The 22248-nt window shown below is 60.3% G+C and carries 15 protein-coding genes; 12 read left to right on the top strand and 3 right to left on the bottom strand.

What is annotated here, in order from left to right:
- Positions 1 to 183: 183 nt before the first annotated feature.
- Positions 184 to 1797: an RNA repair transcriptional activator RtcR gene (gene rtcR / locus OX459_RS27920; RefSeq protein WP_289907500.1), complete on the bottom strand. Its 1614-nt coding sequence runs from the start codon at positions 1795 to 1797 to the stop codon at positions 184 to 186.
- A 206-nt stretch (positions 1798 to 2003) separates the two neighbouring features.
- Here rtcR and OX459_RS27915 point away from each other — a divergent pair, with 206 nt between their 5' ends.
- From OX459_RS27915 to OX459_RS27895, 5 genes are all read left to right on the top strand, one after another.
- Positions 2004 to 3575 carry an RNA-binding protein gene (locus tag OX459_RS27915; RefSeq protein ID WP_289907498.1) on the top strand — a complete coding sequence of 524 codons (1572 nt, stop codon included), beginning with the start codon at positions 2004 to 2006 and terminating at the stop codon, positions 3573 to 3575.
- 272 nt (positions 3576 to 3847) lie between these two features.
- Positions 3848 to 5083, top strand: a complete 1236-nt coding sequence (locus tag OX459_RS27910) for an RtcB family protein (protein WP_289907496.1) — start codon at positions 3848 to 3850, stop codon at positions 5081 to 5083.
- A gap of 5 nt (positions 5084 to 5088) precedes the next feature.
- The gene (gene rtcA / locus OX459_RS27905) at positions 5089 to 6108 is read left to right on the top strand and encodes an RNA 3'-terminal phosphate cyclase (RefSeq protein WP_289907495.1); all 1020 of its coding nucleotides are present in this window, start codon (positions 5089 to 5091) and stop codon (positions 6106 to 6108) included.
- Between the two features lie 130 nt (positions 6109 to 6238).
- Complete coding sequence (pedF, locus tag OX459_RS27900; RefSeq protein ID WP_035824926.1) at positions 6239 to 6724, top strand: cytochrome c-550 PedF; 486 nt, start codon at positions 6239 to 6241, stop codon at positions 6722 to 6724.
- A 25-nt stretch (positions 6725 to 6749) separates the two neighbouring features.
- Positions 6750 to 7583: a transporter substrate-binding domain-containing protein gene (locus OX459_RS27895; protein ID WP_289907493.1), complete on the top strand. Its 834-nt coding sequence runs from the start codon at positions 6750 to 6752 to the stop codon at positions 7581 to 7583.
- A 59-nt stretch (positions 7584 to 7642) separates the two neighbouring features.
- Here OX459_RS27895 and OX459_RS27890 read toward each other — a convergent pair whose 3' ends face one another.
- Positions 7643 to 9796, bottom strand: a complete 2154-nt coding sequence (locus OX459_RS27890; protein ID WP_289907492.1) for a TonB-dependent receptor — start codon at positions 9794 to 9796, stop codon at positions 7643 to 7645.
- 204 nt (positions 9797 to 10000) lie between these two features.
- Between OX459_RS27890 and OX459_RS27885 the strand changes: the two genes are divergently transcribed.
- The 7 genes from OX459_RS27885 to OX459_RS27855 all read left to right on the top strand — a co-directional run bounded on the left by OX459_RS27885 (position 10001) and on the right by OX459_RS27855 (position 19661).
- Positions 10001 to 10957, top strand: a complete 957-nt coding sequence (locus tag OX459_RS27885; protein WP_289907491.1) for a beta-propeller fold lactonase family protein — start codon at positions 10001 to 10003, stop codon at positions 10955 to 10957.
- A 344-nt stretch (positions 10958 to 11301) separates the two neighbouring features.
- On the top strand, positions 11302 to 12822 hold the full coding sequence (gene adh, locus OX459_RS27880; RefSeq protein WP_070280828.1) for an aldehyde dehydrogenase: 1521 nt from the start codon (positions 11302 to 11304) through the stop codon (positions 12820 to 12822).
- Positions 12823 to 12877: 55 nt separating this feature from the next.
- Positions 12878 to 13267 (top strand): DUF779 domain-containing protein, encoded by a 390-nt coding sequence (locus OX459_RS27875; protein ID WP_289907489.1) that lies wholly within the window; start codon positions 12878 to 12880, stop codon positions 13265 to 13267.
- 49 nt (positions 13268 to 13316) lie between these two features.
- Positions 13317 to 15053 carry a PQQ-dependent methanol/ethanol family dehydrogenase gene (locus tag OX459_RS27870; RefSeq protein WP_251351978.1) on the top strand — a complete coding sequence of 579 codons (1737 nt, stop codon included), beginning with the start codon at positions 13317 to 13319 and terminating at the stop codon, positions 15051 to 15053.
- A 287-nt stretch (positions 15054 to 15340) separates the two neighbouring features.
- Entirely contained in the window at positions 15341 to 16501 is a 1161-nt protein-coding gene (locus tag OX459_RS27865; RefSeq protein WP_289907488.1) for a porin, read from the top strand.
- Positions 16502 to 16558: 57 nt separating this feature from the next.
- A complete protein-coding gene (locus tag OX459_RS27860; RefSeq protein WP_289907486.1) occupies positions 16559 to 18661 on the top strand; it encodes a 4Fe-4S binding protein in 2103 nt (700 codons plus the stop codon).
- Entirely contained in the window at positions 18651 to 19661 is a 1011-nt protein-coding gene (locus OX459_RS27855; RefSeq protein WP_289907484.1) for an FAD:protein FMN transferase, read from the top strand. Before OX459_RS27860 ends, OX459_RS27855 begins: the two co-directional genes overlap by 11 nt.
- 1 nt (position 19662) lies before the next feature.
- On the opposite strand, the gene OX459_RS27850 is transcribed toward OX459_RS27855, so the two are convergent.
- Positions 19663 to 21651 (bottom strand): sigma-54-dependent Fis family transcriptional regulator, encoded by a 1989-nt coding sequence (locus tag OX459_RS27850; protein ID WP_289907482.1) that lies wholly within the window; start codon positions 21649 to 21651, stop codon positions 19663 to 19665.
- Positions 21652 to 22248 lie beyond the last annotated feature (597 nt).

The following is a 22248-nucleotide window of genomic DNA, read 5'->3' as shown; positions in this document are numbered from 1 at the left end:
AGGACCGTGAAACAACTTTGCGCCGATGATAGTGCTGCAACCAGTGTGAAAGTAGGTTATCGTCAGGCTTGTTATTCGAAAAAACCCCTTCCGGTGATCCGGTTGGGGTTTTTTTACGTCTGGTGGTTTTGTTTTGTCAGCAGGCAGGCATAAAAAAGCAGCGCTAAGCGCTGCTTTTTTCATTTAATTAAGTTGGCAGACCCTATCCCAATCAAGGTCAAAGCGGGCCAGGTATTTTTTGAGCCGGTCTGCATCGTTGGGTTTGGCTTTCGCCGCGCGCGATACGGCATACAGGGTACGGCCGGCATCGGACATATTGTTCGATTGCCGGCAAATCTTGATCACTGTCTGCAGCTGCAGCGCATCAAACAGGTCGAGCTGCGCGGCTGCCTCGCTTCCCATGATATCGGCCAGGTCGATTTCCGTGCCGCCGGCAGGCTTATCATGATGCTGCCACATCCGCTTCAAGCGCCGGATTTCCTCATCGACAACACCATCCGTGATACGGCCCGCTTCCGACAGGGTGGCCAGGCGCGTGACAGCGGCGGATAAATCGCGGAAATTGCCCTTCCATGCCGAGGTGGGCAGGGTGGCGAAACGCATGAAACGCTCGTGTGCCTCCTTGTTGAAGCGCACGCGTTCGCCCGTTTCCGCGCTGTATTGTGTCAGCAGGTATTCCAGGTTCGGTTCGATGTCTTCCGGCCGCTGCGCCAGGCCCGGCAATTCGTACGTCCACAGGTTGATGCGCGCATACAGGTCTTCGCGGAAGCGGCCGGCCATCACTTCTTTGCCCAGGTCGCGATTGGTGCCCGCGATCAGCTGGAAGTCGCTTTGCACCTCGGTGTCCGCACCGACGGAGAAAAAGCGCTTTTCTTCAATGGCTTTCAGCAGCATTGCCTGCTCGTCGAGTCCCAGTTCGCCGATTTCATCGAGAAACAGCAGTCCCTTGTGTGCGCTGCGCAGCAAGCCTGGCCGATCCGAGCCTGCGCCTGTGAAGGAACCCTTGATATGGCCGAACAAGGTGGAGGCTGCGCCATCGCCATGCAGGGTGGCGCAATTGAGGTCGATGAATTTTCCATCGATCTGGTGGCGCGATTTTTTCAGTTTATACACGCGGCGCGCGAGGAAGGATTTGCCGGCGCCGGTAGGCCCCATCAGCAGCATGGGGGCTTTCGATTTGATGGCGACGCGCTCGATTTCATCGATCATGCCGTTGAATTTCGCATTGCGCGTGGCGATGCCGGACTTCAGGAAGGCCACGCCTTCGGCCTGCTCGCGCGTAAAACGCTGGGCAATCTGGTCGTAGCGCGACAGATCGAGGTCGATCAATGCGTAGCTGCCGGGATTGCCGCTGGCCTGGCGCTTCGGCGGCGATGTTTGCACGAGACGGCCGGGAAAATAGCGCGCTTCCGTCATCAGGAACATACATATCTGCACCACGTGGCTGCCGGTGGTGATATGGATCCAATAGTCTTCCTTGTCCGGATCGAAGGGGTAGCTATTGGCAAAATCATAGAGCGCGCCATACACATTCTCGAAGTCCCAGGCATCGCTGATGGGCAGTTCATGGGAGATCAGCCTGGTTTCAGGCGAGACGCTGGCGATGTCCTGCGACACCTGGCGTACCAGGTTGTCGAACTGGCTACCCGCGTACAGCAACTCGAAGCGGTCGATGATCTTGTCCTCGTGCTGGGTCAGGGCGATGCTGGGACGCCACTTTTCCCAGCGTGCAGCTCCCCTGCCATTGTCGAGCTGCGTGCCGAGAAAGCCGATGACGACGGTGCGTTTTGCTTGCATATATGGGATAAAAATTTATCTGAAAAGATAATTGTATTCCAAATTTCAGTGACAGGGATACTTTCAATGAACAGCTTGTATTTAAATATTATTTAATAAAATCAATGAGTTATCGTAATTTTTTAGGAAATATTGAAAGCTGGCACAGCGCTTGCAATAGAGGAGATACCAGCGAGATAAACGTAGAGAGCAGAGAGGAACGAAAAATGGCCAACGCCCAGTTATTCCAGAGCGCGCAACAGACAGCAACCATGCCAGCGGCGCTGGCACGCAATGCCGAAGGCGCACCCGCTTACGCGCTGACGCCCCGGCATCAGCTGGCGCAATACGCGGCCACCGGTTGCCTGAATACGACGTTTTATGCCAGCGCCGAAGCGCAACTGGCGAAAGTACGCGAGCTGTGCCAGGCGGTCGAGCCGGCCTTCATTGCGCAGACGGCCGTGTACTGCCGCGAACGGGGCTACATGAAAGACATGCCGGCCTTGCTGGTGGCCGTGCTGGCGGGGCAGGGCGCCGCGGAATGCGCGCCGGCCTTTCAGCGTGTGATTAACAACGGCAAGATGCTGCGCAACTTCGTGCAGATCATGCGTTCGGGCGCCATCGGCCGCAAGTCGCTGGGATCGCGTCCGAAAAAGCTGGTGCAGGCATGGCTGAACGGCGCGTCGGAACAAGCCTTGCTGGCCGCGGCCGTGGGCAATGCGCCATCGCTGGCCGACGTGGTCAAGATGGTGCATCCGAAACCGCAGGAAGCGTGGCGTGCGGCCTTCTTCGCCTGGCTGATCGGCAAGCCGTACGATGCCGCGGCCTTGCCGTCGGTGCTGGCCGCGTTCGAAGCTTACAAGCTTGATCCAGCGCAAACGATACCGGACGTGCCGTTCCAGATGCTGACGGCGCTGCCCTTGAGCGCACAGGATTGGGCGCAGATCGCCCGCCAAGGCAGCTGGCAGATGGTGCGCATGAATCTGAATACCTTTGGCCGCCACGGCGTGTATGCGATAGCCGGCATGCCGGAGCTGATCGCCGCCAAGCTGCGCGATCCCGAGGCGATTGGCCGGGCACGGGTGTTTCCGTACCAGCTGATGTCGGCTTGCATGGCGGCCGGCGAGAGCGTGCCGGCCATCGTGCGCGAAGCGCTGGAACAGGCGCTGGAAATATCGCTGCTGAACGTGCCGCAGATCGCTGGCAAGGTGGTGGTGTGCCCCGATGTTTCCGGTTCGATGTCTTCGCCCGTCAGCGGTTTTCGCGGCAGTGCCACGTCCAGCGTGCGTTGCATCGATGTGGCGGCGCTGGTGGCGGCGGCCATGCTGCGCAAGAATCCGGATGCCATGGTGCTGCCGTTCGAGCACAGCGTGGTGCAGTGCGGACTCGGCGCGGATGATAGCGTGATGAGCAACGCGGCCAGGCTGGCAGCCATCGGTGGCGGCGGTACCAATTGCAGCGCGCCGCTGCTGCGCATGAACAGCAAGAAGGAGCTGGCCGACCTGGTGATTTATGTGTCCGATAACGAATCGTGGATCGACGCCAAACGCAGCGGCGCCACGGCGACGATGGGACAGTGGAATGTCTTCAAGCAGCGCAATCCGCAAGCAAAGCTGGTGTGCATCGATATTGCACCGCATGCCACCACGCAGGCGATGGAGCGCGAGGATATTCTGAATATCGGCGGTTTTTCCGACGACGTCTTCAAGATCATCGCCGCCTTTGCCGCCGGCCGGCTGGATCCCGCCCACTGGGTGGGAGAAATCGCCGCCATCGATATCGCAGCACCAGGTTGTTGAAGCAAAGCGCATGAATGCGGACAGGACTACATAAAAGACGTCCTGTCCACGCTTGTCATGCGCCGTAGTACCCCGAATGCCGACAGGATTACATCGATCAGCCGCGTCAGACCGGCCTGGCAGGCGCAGTGCGCCTGCCAGAAATCCTGTCCCCCCTTGTCGGGTTGTCGTACTGATGAATGCCGGTGGAACTACATCCTGGGCCGATGCGTCGGCAACTGTTTCACCAACCCTAGTCATCACCCCCTATACAATAGAAGAAGAGAATAGCGATGAAAAACGAAGAATACGAAGTCCTGCATACCGAAGGCAGCCGTCCCGTGAAAATGTGGACGCGTGGCGTGCCTGTCGAAGAAGCGGCTAAAAAACAATTGCGCAACACGGCGACCCTGCCGTTCATTTACAAGCATATCGCCGTCATGCCCGACGTCCACCTGGGCAAGGGGTCGACCATCGGCAGCGTGATTCCCACCCTGGGCGCCGTGATTCCGGCGGCCGTGGGCGTGGATATCGGTTGCGGCATGATGGCGGCGAAAACCACGCTGACGGCGAACGATCTGCCCGATAACCTGGGACCGCTGCGCAGCGCCATCGAACGCGCCATTCCGCACGGGATGTCGCCGAAGACGCGCGGCCACCGCGGCCGCGACGAGGGTTCCTGGCATACGCCGCCCTCGGTGGTCGATGCCGCGTGGCTGCAATTGAAGGATGAATTCGATGCGATCTGCCTGAAAACGCCAAAGCTGAAAAATACGAACAATTACCGCCACCTGGGAACCTTGGGTAGCGGAAACCACTTCGTCGAAGTGTGCCTCGACGAGCAGGGTTCCGTATGGTTCATGCTGCATTCCGGTTCGCGCGGCGTGGGCAATGCCATCGGTACGCATTTCATCGAACTGGCCAAGCAGGATATGCGCACCCACTTCATCAACCTGCCCGACCAGGATTTGGCTTACCTGGCCGAGGGAACGCAGCATTACGACGATTACGTGGAAGCGGTGGGCTGGGCCCAGCGTTTCGCCCGCAACAACCGCGAAGTGATGATGCAAAACCTGATCGCCGCCGTGCGCACGGTCATCCATAAGCCGTTCCAGACGCACGTGGAGGCCGTCAACTGCCACCATAACTATGTGCAGAAGGAGCACCACTTCGGCAAGGATGTATTGATCACGCGCAAAGGCGCCGTATCGGCCCGCGCGGGCGAACTGGGGATCATTCCCGGCTCCATGGGCGCGAAGAGCTTTATCGTGCGCGGCAAAGGCAATGCGGAGAGTTTCCATAGCTGCAGCCACGGTGCGGGACGCACGATGAGCCGGACGGAAGCGAAGCGGCGCTTCAACCTGGATGACCAGATCCGCGCCACCGAAGGCGTGGAGTGCCGCAAGGATGAAAACGTGATCGATGAAATCCCGATGGCTTACAAGGATATCGATGCGGTGATGCTGGCGCAGCGCGAGCTGGTCGATGTCGTGCATATCTTGAAGCAGGTCGTCTGCGTCAAAGGATAAGAGAGATGATAGAAATAGATGGAGCGCAAGGCGAAGGCGGCGGACAGATTTTGCGTTCGGCGCTGAGCCTGTCGATGATCACGGGGCAACCGTTTCGCCTGATTAACATTCGCGCGGGGCGGGAAAAGCCCGGCTTGCTGCGCCAGCATCTGCTGGCCGTGCAGGCGGCAACCGCCATTTGCGGGGCGCGCACGACGCCGGTGGCGCTGCGCGCGTCGAGCCTGGAATTCGTTCCCGGCCCCCTGCGCGGCGGCGATTACCGCTTTGCCATCGGCAGCGCCGGCAGCTGCACCCTGGTGCTGCAAACCTTGCTGCCGGCCCTGCTGCATGCGGATGGGCCATCCACCGTGCGCATCACTGGCGGCACGCACAATGCCATGGCGCCGCCCGTGCATTTTTTGCAGCGCGCGTATGGCCGCATCCTGCAGCAGATGGGCGCCGAGGTGGAGATCGCGCTGCAACGCTACGGCTTTCATCCTGCGGGCGGCGGCGAGGTGACGGCCACCGTGCAACCGTGCCGGCGCTTGCAGCCGATTCAACTGCTGCAGCGCGGCGAACGGAAGGCGGGGTATGCGGAAAGCGTGGTGGCGGGCGTGCATGTGCAGGTGGCGCAGCGCGAGCTCGAGCGTGTCGCCAGCGGCATGGGCTGGAGCGGCAAGCAGCTGCGCCTCGTCGGCTTGCCGGCGGAGCAGGGGCCGGGCAACGTCCTGCTGCTGACCCTGGAGCATGAGCATGTCACGGAAGTATTTACTTCGTTCGGCGAAAAGTCCTTGCTGGCCGAGTCCGTGGCCAAGCGCCTGTTGAACGAGGTGCGCGCCTATCTCAAGACGGACGCGGCCGTCGGCGAGCATCTGGCCGACCAGCTCTTGCTGCCCATGGCGCTGGCGGGCGGCGGTACCTTCAGCTGCAACAAGGTGTCGCAGCACGCGCTGACGAATGCGGAGGTGATTGCCCGATTTTTGCCCGTGCGTATCACTTTCGAGCAGCAGGCGCGCGGCAGCATCTGCACGGTGGCCGCCGCCTGAGGCGTGCGGTGACACAACTACGTGTTGCAGCTGTTCCAAATTGATACATGGCCGGCCGGATGTGGGGCATAGACGCATGGCATGGCATTTGCTCTTCTTTGGTATTGACTAAAAAACCAAGGAGACCAGCATGACCTATTCCATTCGTACCCTGCTCGGCGTGGCGGCGGCCGGCGCCGTTGCCCTCACTTCCCTGCTGACCTTGCCGCATGCCTATGCGCACGGAAATGTCACGCCGCAAGGCGTCGATACCACGGGCTTGCCCAAGGTGGGCGACAAATGGCTCGAGCAAAACCCGTATCGGGGCAACAAACTGGCCTTGACGGTAGGCACATCTGCCTACAACCAGAATTGCGCCCGTTGCCACGGCATCGAAGCCATCTCCGGCGGCATCGCGCCCGACTTGCGCCAGCTGGACCGTGATTGCTTCGGTATCAAGAATGAGACAAAGAAACAGGCTTGCTACAAGGAAACGGACAATTACTACCTGACCACCATCCGCCACGGTAAAGTGCGCAATGGCGCCGTGTACATGCCGCCGTTCGAAGGCGTGTTCAACCAGGAAGCCATGTGGGCCATCAAGACCTATCTGGAAACGCGCCGCGAATCGAATTAAGTCGAACTGATCACGAAGGAGTCCCATGCGTTCATTTCAATTCCGGGGCGCGCGCGCGATGATCTCGCTCGCTTGCCTGGCGCTGTGCGCCACCGCGCCGGCGCGCGCCGACTGGCAAAAGGTGCAGCAGTCGGGCAGCCTGAAAGTGGCTGTGTACAACGAATTCGCGCCGTTTTCCGACAAGGGTACGGGCATCGATATCGATATTGCCGAAGCGCTGGCGAAAAAGCTGGGGCTGAAACTGAGCTTGCTGCCATTTCCCGCCGGCGAAAACCTCAACGACGATTTGCGCAATATGGTGTGGAAGGGACATTACCTCGGTTATGGCCCCGCCGATGTGATGTTGCATGTGCCGGTCGACAAGAAGTTGATGGCGGACAACGACAAGGTCGAGATCTTCGCGCCATACTACGTGGAAACCGTGCGCCTGGCGCGCAGTGCGCAAGCCGTGCCGCAATTCGATGGCGTCGCCTCGCTGGCCGGCAAGCGCATCGGCGTGGAAAAGGTGTCGATCGCGGCCATGCTGATGCTGGGCGAAGACAATGGCAAGTACCGCGACGATGTGCGCATCTTCGATACGGCAGCCGAAGCCTTGCAGCAATTGCAGGCGGGCAAGCTCGATGCCGTGCTGGCCAACCGTTCGGAAATCGAATCGGTGCTGAAAAGCGATCCCGCTTTCCCCATGAGCGAAGTGGCGTTCGCCCGCCTGCCGCGTGCGGGCTGGGCCGTGGGCCTGGCCGTCAGCCGCCAGCAGCTCGACGTGGGCAAGTTGCTGCAGGCAGCCATGAACGAAATGGCGGCCAGCGGCGAATTGAAAGCCATCTTCGAGAAATATGGGGTGAAGGAAGCACGGCCATAGCAGGCCATGTTAAATGACAATAAAGCCCGCGCATCGGAAGAGGCGCGGGCTTTTTAGTTTTAGAAACTATATTGGGCGCTAACGCCCAGCAACCAATTACGTCCCGGTGCCGCTTCATAGTAGCGCTTGTTGCTGTCGCCGACGATGACGGAACCCACGTAGGTCTTGTCGAAAAGATTGTTCAGGCGGGCAAACTCCTTGAAGCGCCAATTGCCCACGTTTTGCCTGGCGTTGAAGCGCGCATTGAATACCGTGTAGCCGGGCGCCGGTTTTTCGATGTTGCTGTCTTCCGCGTAGACCTGGTTGCTGGCCACGCTTTCCAGCGCTGCGCCAAAACGGTCGAACGTATCTTTCCAGGCCAGTTCAGCGAACAGGTTAGCGCTGGGTACGCCCGGCAAGCGGCTGCCTTCGCGCACGCCGCCAAATGCCTGGTCATACACGGCATGCAGGCTGGTGAGCGCCACTTTGGTCGTGAAGCCATATGGCAGGTTCGAATCCAGCGACACTTCCATGCCCTGGCGCAAGGTTTTACCCCCATTGCGATAGCTGGTGCGCCCGCCGCTGGACTTGTCGACCACTAGTTCGTCGTTGGTCTTGATCTGGAACAAGGCCGCATTCACGTGCGTGTTGTTGGCGATCCTGGCCTTGACACCCGCTTCCAGGTTGGTGCTGGTGGCCGGCTTCAAGTTGAAATTGAAGCCGCCGCCTGTGCCCGAGTAAAACAGTTCGTTCAAGGTTGGGGCCTCGAAACCGCGCGCGGCGCTGGCGTAGACGTTGACGTTCGGCGTCAGTTTATACAGCAGGCCCAGCACGGGCGTCGTGTGGCTGAACTCCAGGCTGCCGCTATCGTTGCCGTTGCTGAGGAAATGGTCGTCGACCGCCACTTTCATCTTGCTGTAGCGCACACCTGCGCTGAGCAGCCACGGGCCGCCTTGCCATTCCGCCTGGATATACGGATCGAGGCTGGAGACGACATCCTGCTCGTCGCGGCGCAGCTTACCCTTCAGTCCGTACACTTCGCCGATATAGTTCTCATAGCCGGTGCGGTCATCGCTGGAGCGGCTATAGTCGATGCCGATGGTGGTGCTCAGCTTGCCGCCGGCCAACTGGTTCACGTGCAGCCAGTTGGTGTCGATGCCATAGAACTGGCGCTGGAAGTCGACCACGCCGCCCGAATGCTTAAGTAGACCGTCCACTTTGGTATTTTGGAATGCTTTATTAAACGCCTGGTACTGGATCACGTCGCGGTTGCCGCCATACACCATCACGTGCAGTCGGTCATCGCCGAACGATTGTTCATAAGTGGCGCCGATCTGCTGATGATCGATGCTCTTGCGCGTGTTGTAGCGCTCGGCCAGGGTGCGTTTCGGGTTTTGCGTGTCCGTCGTGTCGATTTCGCCGGCGCGCGGGTCGCGGGCAAACGTGGTCCAGGTGACGCCCAGCGGATCTTGCGTATTGCCTTGATGCAGGCTGTTGGCGACGATGGTCAGCTTGCTGTCCGCGGTGGGCTTGACCGTGATCTTGCCGAACGCTTGTTCGCGCGTGGCGGCGCTGTGGTCGCGGAAGCCGTCCGTGCGGAAGCGCGAGCCGTCGAGCACGTAGCCGATGCCGCCCGCCTGGCCCTGCGCCGTCAAGTCTACCTTGCTGGTGCCGTAGCTGCCGCCCGTCAAATTCAGTTCGACGGACGGGGGATTTTGTCCATCCTTGGAAAACAGCTGGATCACGCCGCCCGAATGGTTGCCGTAGATGGCAGAAAACGGTCCGCGCAGCACTTCGATGCGCTCGGCCGTATCGAGGTTGAAAGTGGCGGCCTGGCCCTGACCGTCGGGCATGCTGGCGGGAATGCCATCGCTGATCAGCTTGACGCCGCGCACGCCGAAGGCCGAGCGGGCGCCGAAGCCGCGCGACGAGATTTGCAAGTCTTGTGCGTAGTTCTGGCGGTTTTGTACGACCAGGCCCGGCACGGCGGCCAGCGCTTCCGACGCGTTGACGCGGATTTGGCCATCCTGGATGCGGGCGCTGTCGACCACGTCGATCGAGGCCGGCACTTCCTGGCTGGGGTGGGCGATGCGGCTGCCGCTGACGACCACCGTATCCATGAATTGCCCATTGGCCGGGTCAGCTGCCTCGGCGGCAAAGACGTGAGGGGCGAGGGTGGCGCTGCCGGCGACAAACAGGCTGGCGATGGTGTTCAGGCGGAAACGATGCTGCATGCGGATTCTCCAATGTGAATAAAAGCCTGCTTGATCGCGTGCGCGGTACAGGTCTGCGTAGGTGTATCAAGCAATATGCCTGCCATGTCTCCATTGGTGGGCTGAAATTATACGCGTGTCAGTGGCACGGCGTTTGCATACGGTAATTGTCAGAGACGCCGATGCGGCGCGCTTTTCCCTCGTTTTGCCATTGAAAAGGTGATTATGCCCAACTTCTTCTCGCGCCTGCGCCAGGTGTGCTGGCTGCTGCCGGCGCTCGCCAGCACCGCTGTCCAGGCCGCTCCATTTGCCTATGTTCCCAACGAAAAGTCGGGCACCTTGAGCGTGATCGACACGGCGACCGACCAGGTGGTGCGCCAGATCGCCGCAGGCAAGCGTCCGCGCGGCATCGCCGCCGACCCCACAGGGCGGCAATTGTTTGTCACGGATGCCGCCAGCAGCGCTTTGCTGCTGATCGACAACGCTGGCGGCGCGCCCGTGCGCACGGTGGCGCTGGGCAAGTCGCCCGAAGGCGTCAGCGCCTCGCAAGACGGTAGTCACGTGGCCGTTGCCGTCGAGGAAAACAACAGCGTGGCCTTGCTCGATGGCCAGACAGGTACCTTGCTCGCCGATATCAAGGTGCAGGGCCGCAATCCGGAACACGCCGTCTTCAGCCCGGATGGGCGCTGGCTGCTGGTCAGCGCGGAAGAGGCGGAGCAAGTCGATGTCATTGATGTGGCGCAACGCCGGCAGGTCGCTTCCATCGCCGTGGGGCTGCGTCCGCGCGGCATCGGTTTCAGCCCGGACTCGGGCCGCGCCTACGTGGCGTGCGAACTGGTCAATGCCGTCTACGTGATCGACATGGCCGCGCGCAAGGCGATTGCCACCATTCCAGCGGGCAAGAATGCCAATGGCATCGCCGTCCATCCCGGCGGCAAGCAAGTGTATGTCTCGAACGGCATCGACGGTACGGTGATGGTGATCGACACGGCCAGCAATCAGGTCACGGCCACGATTGGCGTCGGCAAGCGCCCGTGGAACATGGCCATCACGGCCGACGGCGCCAAGCTGTACGTGGCCAATGGCCGCTCGAACAGCGTGTCCGTCATCGACACGGCCAGCGCGCGCAAGGTGGCCGATATTGCCGTGGGTGAATTGCCATGGGGCGTGGTGATTCGTTGATTCCTTCATGGCACAGGTGCAGGTGTTCCAGTCTGGTACACCTGTTCCATTGTGCAGCGGCGGCGTGGCGGCTCAGCAGGGCTGGCCCGGATTGGAACAGGATGCCGCCACCTTGTTCAAAACGCAAACAGAGCCACGCCCCCACCCAAGTCCGGGGCATGCGCTGAAAAGCGGGCCGGGATTGACGCCACGCCCTTGTAACGGGGGTAAAACCGGCTAAGTTTGTAGTGGGATGGCGAGCTGGCACGGCATTTGCGGAAGACTCCGTGTACTCACCCCATCTGTACCAGGACGTTTGATTTTAATTAAGTATTTCCATTCTAATTAACCCGATAGAGGACGACATGAATCTCGCAGACATCAGCAAACTGGGCGTAGCCAATCCCTTCAAACAACGCTATGACAATTACATCGGCGGCAAATTCGTTGCACCAGTAAAAGGTGAATACTTTCCTAACATCACCCCGATCACGGGCTTGCCGTTTTGCGAAATCGCCCGTTCCACGACGGAAGACGTCGAGCTGGCGCTGGACGCCGCGCACGCCGCCAAGGATGCCTGGGGCAAGACTTCGCCTGCCGAGCGCGCCAATATCCTGAACCGTATCGCCGACCGCATCGAACAGAACCTGAGCCTGATCGCCACGGCGGAAACCATCGACAACGGCAAGCCGATCCGCGAAACGATGAATGCCGACATTCCGCTGGCCATCGACCATTTCCGTTACTTCGCCGGCTGCATCCGCGCCCAGGAAGGTTCCGTCGCGCAAATCGATGCGGAAACCTATGCCTACCATTACCATGAGCCGCTGGGCGTCGTGGGCCAGATCATCCCGTGGAATTTCCCGATCCTGATGGCCGTGTGGAAACTGGCGCCGGCCTTGGCCGCCGGCAATTGCGTCGTCTTGAAACCGGCCGAGCAGACCCCGGCTTCCATCATGGTGTTGATCGAGCTGATCGGCGACTTGCTGCCGCCTGGCGTGCTGAACATCATCAACGGTTTCGGCCTGGAAGCGGGCAAGCCGCTGGCGTCGAGCAAGCGCATCGCCAAGATCGCCTTTACGGGCGAAACGGGCACGGGCCGTCTGATCATGGGCTATGCGGCGCAAAACCTGATTCCCGTCACCCTGGAGCTGGGCGGCAAGTCGCCGAACATCTTCTTTGAAGACGTGATGGATGCCGATGATGATTATTTCGACAAGTGCCTGGAAGGTTTTGCGATGTTTGCGCTGAATCAAGGCGAAGTGTGCACCTGCCCATCGCGCGTACTGATCCAGGAATCGATCTACGAAAAATTCATCGAACGGGCCCTGAAGCGCGTGGCCGCCATCAAGCAGGGCAATCCGCTCGACTCTGCCACCATGATCGGCGCCCAGGCGTCGCAGGAGCAGCTGGAAAAAATCCTGTCCTACCTCGATATCGGCCGCCAGGAAGGCGCGGAAGTGCTGGCAGGCGGCGAGCGCAACACGCAGGCGGGCGACCTGGAAGGCGGCTATTACGTGCGTCCGACCGTGTTCAAGGGCAATAACAAGATGCGCATCTTCCAGGAAGAGATCTTCGGACCCGTCGTGTCCGTGACCACCTTCAAGGATGAGGCCGACGCGCTGGCGATTGCCAACGATACCTTGTACGGCCTGGGCGCCGGCCTGTGGACGCGCGACGGTTCACGCGCCTTCCGCATGGGACGCGCCATCCAGGCGGGCCGCGTGTGGACCAATTGCTACCACCTGTATCCGGCCCACGCCGCGTTCGGCGGCTACAAGCAATCGGGTATCGGCCGCGAAAACCACAAGATGATGCTCGACCACTACCAGCAAACGAAGAACTTGCTGGTGAGCTATAGCCCGAAAGCGCTGGGCTTCTTCTAAACCGGCAACAGGCGCCGCGCTTGCAGTCCGGGCGCGGCGCGCAGAAAGGGATGCCATGAGTGCAGTAATTGCCCGGGTGGTCGCCACCGATGCGGCGCTGGAAATGATGGACAAGTTGCGCCAGCGTCACGGCCCGCTGATGTTTTTCCAGTCGGGCGGCTGCTGCGACGGCAGTGCGCCCATGTGCTACGCGCTGGGCGAGTTCGATGTCAGCGACACCGACATTTATCTCGGCAATTTGAATGGCACACCGTTCTACATGGGACTCGAGCAATTCGAGTACTGGGAGCATACCCAGTTGATTATCGATGTGGTCGATGGCAATGGCGGCATGTTTTCACTCGACAACGGCACGGGCAAGCGCTTTTTGACGCGCTCGCGCCTGTTCACCGATGAAGAGTGTGCGCTGTTGCATGCCCAGCCGTATGAGCACCGCAAGACTTGATACACACATACTAATAAAACAGAGGGAGATGATTGTGCAGAAAAAAATCATGGGGATACTCATCGGTTTGGGTTTGGCATCGCTGGCCCAGGCGGCCGACGTGGGCAATGTCACCAATGCCATGCTCGACAGCACGGCAAAGAATCCGGCCAGCGTCCTGTCGTTTGGCATGGGTACGCAAGGCCAGCGCTATTCGCCGTTGACGCAGATCAATGACAAGACCGTGGCCAAGCTGGTGCCGGCATGGTCGTTTTCGTTCGGCGGCGAAAAGCAGCGGGGCCAGGAATCGCAGCCGTTGATTCACAACGGCAAGATGTTCGTCACGGCATCTTATTCGCGCATCTTTGCCGTCGACTTGAAAACGGGCGCCAAGCTGTGGAAATATGAGCATCGCTTGCCGGACGGCATCATGCCGTGCTGCGACGTGGTCAACCGCGGCGCGGCCCTGTATGGCAATCTGGTGATTTTCGGCACCCTGGACGCCTACCTGGTGGCGCTGGACCAGAATACGGGCAAGATCGTCTGGAAGGAAAAAGTGGACGATTACGCGGCCGGCTACTCGATGACGGCCGCGCCGCTGATCGCCGAAGGCTTGCTGCTGACGGGCGTGTCGGGCGGGGAATTTGGCATCGTGGGCCGGGTTGAAGCGCGCAATCCGATGACGGGCGACCTCGTGTGGAGCCGTCCGACCGTGGAAGGCCATATGGGCCACCGCTACGACAAGGATGGCAAGGCCATCGACAACGGCGTGTCCGGCACGGCGAACAAGACGTGGCCGGGCGACCTGTGGAAAACGGGCGGCGCCTCGACCTGGATGGGCGGCACCTACGATCCGCAAACCAAGCTCGCCTACTTTGGCACGGGCAACCCGGCGCCGTGGAACAGCCACTTGCGGCCCGGCGACAACCTGTACTCGTCATCCACCGTGGCGCTGGACGTGAAAACGGGCCAGATCAAGTGGGCGTATCAGAATACGCCGAACGATGCCTGGGATTTCGACGGCGCCAACGAATTCGTCACCTTCGACATGGATGGCAAGCGCTATGGCGGCAAGGCCGACCGCAACGGCTTCTTCTATGTGATCGACGCCAACACGGGCAAGCTGCAGAACGCCTTTCCATTTGTGAAGAAAATCACCTGGGCCAGCAGTATCGACCTGAAGACGGGCCGGCCGAATTTCATTGCCGCCGGCCGCCCTGGCGACCCGACCAAGGGAGAGGAAGGCAAGAAGGGCACGACCGTGTTTGCCGCGCCCGCTTTCCTCGGCGCCAAAAACCAGATGCCGATGGCGTACTCGCCGCAAACCAAGCTGTTCTACGTTCCCGCGAATGAATGGGGCATGGATATCTGGAACGAGCCGATCAGCTACAAGAAGGGCGGCGCCTTCCTCGGCGCGGGGTTCACCATCAAGCCATTGTTTGACGACTACATCGGCGCCATGCGCGCCGTCGATCCGAAGACGGGCAAGATCGTCTGGGAAATCAAGAACAACGCGCCGCTGTGGGGCGGCGTGATGAGTACGGCCGGCAACCTGGTGTTCTACGGCACGCCGGAAGGCTTCCTGAAAGCCGTCGACGCGAAGACGGGCAAGGAACTGTGGAAATTCCAGACGGGCTCCGGCGTCGTGGCGCCGCCCGTCACCTGGCAGGATGGCGACACGCAATATGTGGCCGTCGTTTCCGGCTGGGGTGGCGCCGTGCCGCTGTGGGGCGGCGAGGTGGCGAAGAAGGTCAACTTCCTGGAACAGGGCGGTTCCGTGTGGGTCTTCAAGCTGGCATCGAAGTAACGGGGTGAAGCATCCGGGCCACTCGGATGGGTGTCTCCCTGTCCGCCGGGTGTTTTCTTTTTGCTGACGGCCCAGGCCGTCAGTTTTTTGTTTACCTGGACGCCCGCTATGCCTGCTTGCGGTCAAAAAATGAACACCGGCAGTGGTGATTGATCCGCTGCTGCACAAGTCAACTACGTATTTTCTCTTTCTCCCTCTGGGGCGCGCTGGGCACGCTTATTGCCAAAGCTTGAGGTACATCAATCACTGGTGTGCACACTAAAAACAGAGAAGAAAGAGGAGAAGCAATGAATACATTGATCAAGCTGGGGAGCCTGGGTGTCATGACGATCGCAGCGGTGGGACAGGCGCAAGCCGTCGATATCAAGGCTGGCGACTGGACCGTGTCGGTGGGCGGCATCGTCAACGCTTACTACACGCAAGTGTCGTGTTCGGGCGATGCGGTGGGCGGGCTGGCGCTGGGCGGCCAGGCGCTCGGTTGCGGCGGCGAGAAGGACCGCACGACCATCGGCAACGGCTTGCTGCCGAATGGCTTGATCACCTCGGCAAGCTCGCGGCTGGGCGAATACGACGTGAAAGCCTTGATCGGCATCTACAACTCGACGGCCACGGACAGCGCCATCAGCCAGAACAGCGTGGTCGATGTGCGTCAGGCTTTCTTTACGTTTGGCAATGAACACATGGGTACCTTCAAGCTGGGCCGCGACTACGGCATCTTCGGCGCGAATGCGATTTTGTCCGACATGACCTTGCTGGGCTCGGGCGCACCCGTGCAGGCGACGCAGCGGGGCCGGGTGACCCTGGGCCATATCGGCGCCGGCTATACCTATCTGGGCAACTATGGCCAGATCATGTACAGCTCGCCGAAGTCGGGCGGCTTTGGCGCCGACGTGGCGCTGGTCAGCCCCGTCTCCGATACGCCGATTGTTGCCGGCTCGACCTATTCTTCGAAGTCGAGTCCGCAAGTGCAGGCACAGCTGACGTATGCGCAGGAAGGCTTGAAAGCCTGGCTGGGCGTGAAGTCGCAAAAATTCACGTCGAAAACGCCGGGCGTCGATGACTTGACCATGCGCGGCGTGGAAGTGGGCGGCTCGTACCAGATGGGTCCGGCTGGCGTGCTGGTCAACTTCCAGGGTGGCAAGGGGCTGGGCATCCTGTCCGATGCGGACCAGGGCGATACCAAGTCGAAGAACTGGCTGTTGCAAGGCACGTACAAGACGACAGACAAGCTGAAACTGGGCTTGTCCTACGGCATCAGCAAGAACGACGACAACACGGCCGGCACGGGCGGCTTGAAGTCGAACGCCAACCTGACCCTGGGCGCGTATTACTCGCTCAACAGCGCGATCACCCTGGTGGGCGAACTGGGCCAGACTCGCTCGAAAGGCTTTACGGGCGGCGAAGCGAAGATGAATGGCGTGTCCCTGGGCGGCATTATTTTCTTCTAATAAACGAACGCGGCGCCTTGTGACAAGGCGCCGCACGGAGCGTGGTGCATGCGGATAATGCGGTTGTTCATCGGATGCTGGCTATTCCTGTTTATCCTGGGACAGGCGTGGGCGGGCGTGCTCGCGAAGGCCGAGCTGGTGCGGCGTTTTCCTGCTCCCATCGTCGTGGGCGACAAGGAGACCGACTTGCCCGTCTGGCCATTGTTCCGGCAAAACGCCACGGCCACGGAGCTGGTCGGCTACGTATTTGAATCCGTGGACCTGGCGCCGATTCCCGGCTTTTCCGGCGTTCCTGTCAATTTATTGATCGCTATCAATCCCCAAGGGAGTTTTCTCGACGTGGCCGTGCTGTCGCAGCACGAACCCGTGTTTCTCGATGGCTTGGGCGAAGCGCCCTTGTTTCAGTTCGTCAAACAGTATCAGGGACTGTCGCTGAAGCAGAATATCGCTATCGATGCCAGGAAGAAACGCGCCACGGACGCCACGCACGCCGATATCGATGGCGTGTCGAAGGCCACGGCTTCTGTGCGCATCATCAACCAGAGCGTGCTGGCGTCGGCCTTGAAAGTGTCGCGCAAAAAACTTGGCTTCGCGCAAGGCCGTGACCCGGATCAGATCGCGCGCATCCGCATGGATGTGTTCGAAAAGCTTGATGTCGCGCAAATGTTAAAGCAGGGCTTGATCCAGCATCTGCGCTTGAGCAATAAGGAGATTGAAAGCCTGTTTGCCGGCAGTCCCGGCGCGGGCCTCGATGGGGAAGCCACGCGCGCGCCGGATGAAGTGTTTATCGACCTGTACCTGGCGTATGTGTCCGTGCCCAGCGTGGGGCGCAATCTGTTGACGGAACGCAGCTGGAACAAATTGCGCAACCGGCTGGACGAAGGCGACCACGCCATCCTCGTCATGTCGCGCGGGCGCTACAGCGTGCTGGGCGATGATTTCGTGCGCGGCACCGTGCCGGACCGGCTATTGCTGAAGCAGGATGGCTTGCCCATCGACATGCGCGACCTGGACCTGGAATTGCAATTGGCGGATACGACGCGGCTGCCGACGGAAAATGTCGCCGTCTTGCGCGTCATCAGCCAGGCGGGGCTCGATGCGGCCAGCCCGCTGGCTTTTACCATGCCGATCACGCGCAACAAGGGCATCGTGTATCCGGAACGCATCGCGCGCAATGTCGATGTCAATTACCGCCTGCCGGCTGATTTTTATACGGCGCCGCAAGGCGACGATGCCACGTGGCGCGGCACGTGGAAAGGGCGCAAGACTGAATTGTTGCTGTTGCTCGCCGGGCTGGCGCTGCTGGCCGGTGCATTGGCCTGGCAGAAACGCCTCGTGCGCGATGGCAGGCAATTTGTGTGGTTTCGCCGCCTGTTCCTGTTGTTTACGGTGGGCTTCATCGGCTATTACGCGCAGGGGCAGTTATCGATCGTCAATATCACGGGCGTCATCCAGGCCCTGCTGGCGGGGCGCAGCCTGGGCTTTTTCCTGTTCGATCCGATGACGGTGATCCTGTGGGCGTTCGTGCTGCTCAGCCTGCTGATCTGGGGGCGCGGCACGTTTTGTGGTTGGCTGTGTCCGTTTGGCGCCCTGCAGGAATTCACGGGCAAGCTGGGCCAGTGGCTGCGCTTGCCGCAATGGAAAATCAAGCCGCGCCTGGATGGGTGCTTGAAATGGATCAAGTATGGCTTGCTGGCGGCCATTCTTTGCAGCAGCGTGTTTTCCAGCCAGATCACGGACAAGCTGGTGGAACTGGAACCGTTCAAGACGGCGATTACCCTGAACTTCGTGCGGGCCTGGCCGTTTGTCGCGTATGCCGCGGGCTTGCTGTTGCTCAGTAGTGTTTCCTACAAATTCTTTTGCCGCTACCTGTGTCCGTTTGGCGCGGCGCTGGCGCTGCTGGGACGTTTTCGCCTGTTCAACTGGATTCCCCGTCGCAAGGAGTGTGGCACGCCTTGCCAGACTTGCCGTCACCGTTGCGAGTACCACGCCATCGCGCCTGGCGGGAAAGTCGATTATGGCGAGTGTTTCCAGTGCATGGATTGCGTGGTGATTTACGCCAGCGATGAAAAATGCGCGCCCTTGATGCTGGAAATCAAGCGTGCCCGCACCATTCCCATCGTCAGGGCCACGCCAGAGGAGAGCAGCAATGCAGCGTAGAACGTTTATTTCCGCCGCCATCGGCAGCGTGGCCAGTATGGCGGGCTTGTCTTTGCCGGGCAGCATGGCGCGGGGCACGGCCACGGCGTCCGGCGTGCGCCCTTATCGCGGTGCCGCGCTGGCGTTTGGTACGACCATCGCCGTTACCGTGTTGCACCACGATCAGCGCCAGGCCGAACTGGCTATCGAGGACGCCTTGCATGCAGCGAGGAATATCGACCGCCTGATGAGCATTTACAGCCCGGCCAGTCAAGTTTTCCAGCTGAACCGTGACGGCCGCCTGGCCCGGCCGGATGCGCATTTGCTGGCCGTGCTGGCGCAGGCGCATGCTTTGTCGCAATGGAGCGATGGGGCGTTTGATATTACGGTGCAACCTTTGTGGCAGCTGTTTCGCGCGGCGGCAGACCGGGCAAGCTTGCCGACGGACACCTTGCGCCGCGCGGCGCAGGCGCGGGTAGGCTGGCGGCAAATGGCGTGGGATAGTCGGGAAGTGCGTTTTCTGCAGCCGGGCATGGCGCTGACCTTGAATGGCCTGGCGCAAGGCTACGCGGCGGACATGGCGCTGGCAGCGGTGCAGGCACGCGGCATACGGCACGCGCTGCTCGATACGGGCGAATTCGTTGCGCGTGGGCAGCGCTCCGTGCGCCGCCCGTGGACCTTGGGCATCCAGGATCCGCGCGACGCGGAAATCCTGGCGGCCACCTTGAAAGTGGAGGGGCGCAGCGTGGCCACGTCGGGCGACTACGAATGCACGTTCACGCCCGACTTCGTGCATCACCACATCTTCGACCCTGCGAGGGGCGATTCGCCGCGTGAACTGGCCAGCGTGACCGTGCTGGCGCCCACGGGTTTGCTTGCCGATGGCTTGTCGACCACCTTCATGGTGACGGGAGCCGCACGCGCGCATGCGATGGCCGCGCACATGGAGGGCGTCGACCTGATGACCATCGACAAGCAGGGCCGGCGCGCGATGTCGCCTGGCTTTTCCCGTTTACTCTAGGCTATTTCAGGTGCGGCACTTTGCGATAGATCGTGTTGCGCGACACGCCCAGGGCCCGCGCCGTGGCCGAGACGTTGCCGCCGTGGGCATCGAGCGACTTGAGGATCACGCTTTGCTCCATCTCTTCCAGGTTGGCGCCGGCGGCGATCATGCGGTCCGTGCTGGCGCTGGCGGCAGTCGCTTGCGTTATCTCAATATCGTCGAGGAAATCATCGGGCATGTGGCGCAAACAGATTTCATGTTCGTCGCCCGCCATGACGATGGCCGTGCGCAAGAGATTGGTCAGTTGGCGGAAATTGCCCGGCCATTTATGCTGGTGGAACATGCGCAAGATGTCCGGCGCCACCATGTAGCGCGTGTCGGGCGCTTCCGTTGCGAGGATTTTTTTCACGACCGTGTCCAGGTCCGTGCGTTCGCGCAGCGGCGGCAGTTTTACCACCAGGCCATTCAGGCGGTAATACAAGTCTTCGCGAAACAGTCCCTTGGCCATGCGTTCGCGCAAGTTGTGATTCGTGGCGCAAATGAGTTCCACGTTGACGGTGATGGATTTGCTGCTGCCCAGGGGAGTGACCATGCGTTCCTGCAACACGCGCAACAGCCGCGCCTGCAAGCCGAAAGGCATGTCGCCGATTTCATCGAGGAACAGGGTGCCGCCATTCGCTTGCAGTATCTTGCCGATCGCGCCTTTCTTGCGCGCCCCCGTAAAGGCGCCGTCTTCATAGCCGAACAGTTCGGACTCGATCAGGGTTTCCGGAATGGAAGCGCAATTGACGGCAATAAACGGTCCCATGGCCCGTGGCGAATCGTTGTGGATGGCTTGCGCCAGCAATTCCTTGCCGGTCCCCGTTTCGCCCATGACGAGGATGGGGATGTCGCGCCCCAGCACCTTGTTGACCTTTTCGATCACCAGTTCCAGTTGCGGATCGCCCGTGCGCAGGTAGCGTAAGCCGGACAGGCGACGCGCCGCGTTGGCCGCATGGCTGGCGGACGCGGGAACCTGTGCCGGCACGGCGTTGATATCGCTATGGTCGGTGCTGGCAGTAAAGCCGTGCTGGAAGACGCTATTGGACAGGCGCAACTGCGCGCGTCCATATACGCGCACGCCGCTGTGCATGCACAGGTTCAGCAAACCGGGTGCGGCCGTGCGGTAATGGTCGTACAGGGCGGACACGGGCAAGCCGAACAGGGAGCTGAAGGTATGTGATTGCAGTGCGGCAAATGACAAGCCCAGCTGGAACAAGCCGTTTTTATTGGCGGATAAAAACCGTCCGCCCGGCGTGAACGAGGCGATGCCTTCCATTAAGGTGCCGATGAATTCGGGGCGCGCATGGAAGTGCACGGTGATGGCGTCTTCGAAGGTGGCGGAAAATAGCTGGTTTTCGATCATCAGCGCCGACATGCGCACGAGGGCCATCGTATGCTTGTGGAAACTGCGTTGGTCGCTCGAGACGTCCAGCACGCCGATGACGTTGCCCCGGTGGTCGGTGATCGGTGCCGCGGAGCACGTCAAGAAATGATTGGCGGCCAGGTAATGCTGGTCCGCATGGACCAAAGTCGGTACTTTTTCCGTGATGGCCGTGCCGATGGCATTTGTGCCGCGGCTCTGTTCCGACCACGCCACGCCCGGCTGCAGGGCGACCCGGTTGGCTTTCTCCAGGAAATCATCGTCGCCCAGCGAATGCACGATCACGCCGTTGGCATCCGTGAGAATCACCATATTGTGCGTGTTGACGATTTGCTGGTACAGGGTTTCCATGGCCGGCAGCGCGTGCGTGTGCAGCATGCGGTTTTGCTCGATCAGCAAGGACAGATCGGACTTGCCGGCCGGCGTAAAGTCGGGCGTGGCCGTGGGCGACAGGCCGAAGGCGAGGGAACGCTGGTGGGAAGTTTCGATGATGACGGGGACGTTGTCTTGTCCTGCCGGCAAAATGTTCGCGTCCGCGATGGACGAAAACGGTGCGCTACGGTAAGTAGCTGACGGTTGATACATGATCTCGTTGCCTCCGTTGGGCCCTGTACTGCGGCGCTCTTTTGAATATCGAGAGTGTTCCATAATGTAGCACCTGTCACAGATGGGAGCAAAGCAAAGCGAACCGGGCTATCCCCAGTGTTGCTGCCTGGCCCAGAGTTGCTCCCCTCGGTGGTCGGTGCATGTGTTCATATAAGCAATTGCGGTGCCAGGCATATTGCCTTTGATCTGGCGCAAAAAATAGCGCTTGCGGGGTGCGCAGGGCAGGGCTATAATTCGCCCCCTCGCTGAACGACGCATGCAAATGCAGAGTGAGACGAGAAAAGAAGGAGTTGACGGACGTAGCAAATTGCTTCATACTCTTCCTTCTTCGCAGCTGACAGACACAACGCTTTGTCGATAGCGCGAAAGCAGTACCGAATACAGTTCTTTAACAATTAACAGTCGATAAGTGTGGGCATTTGATGTCAGTGCAGCGTCAATCTTCGGATTGGCGTAATACTTAAAATATATCAAATGTTCACAAGAAATAATGAAATAGGATACTTCTTCGGAAGTAGCCTGTCAGTTTTTTGAGTGAGCAAATCTTTTGCAATGCAAAAGATTTGGATGGTAGCG

It is taken from the genome of Janthinobacterium sp. SUN026, from assembly GCF_030397625.1.
Lineage (GTDB): Bacteria > Pseudomonadota > Gammaproteobacteria > Burkholderiales > Burkholderiaceae_D > Janthinobacterium > Janthinobacterium kumbetense.
This window is presented reverse-complemented; position numbering and strand designations above follow the sequence as displayed.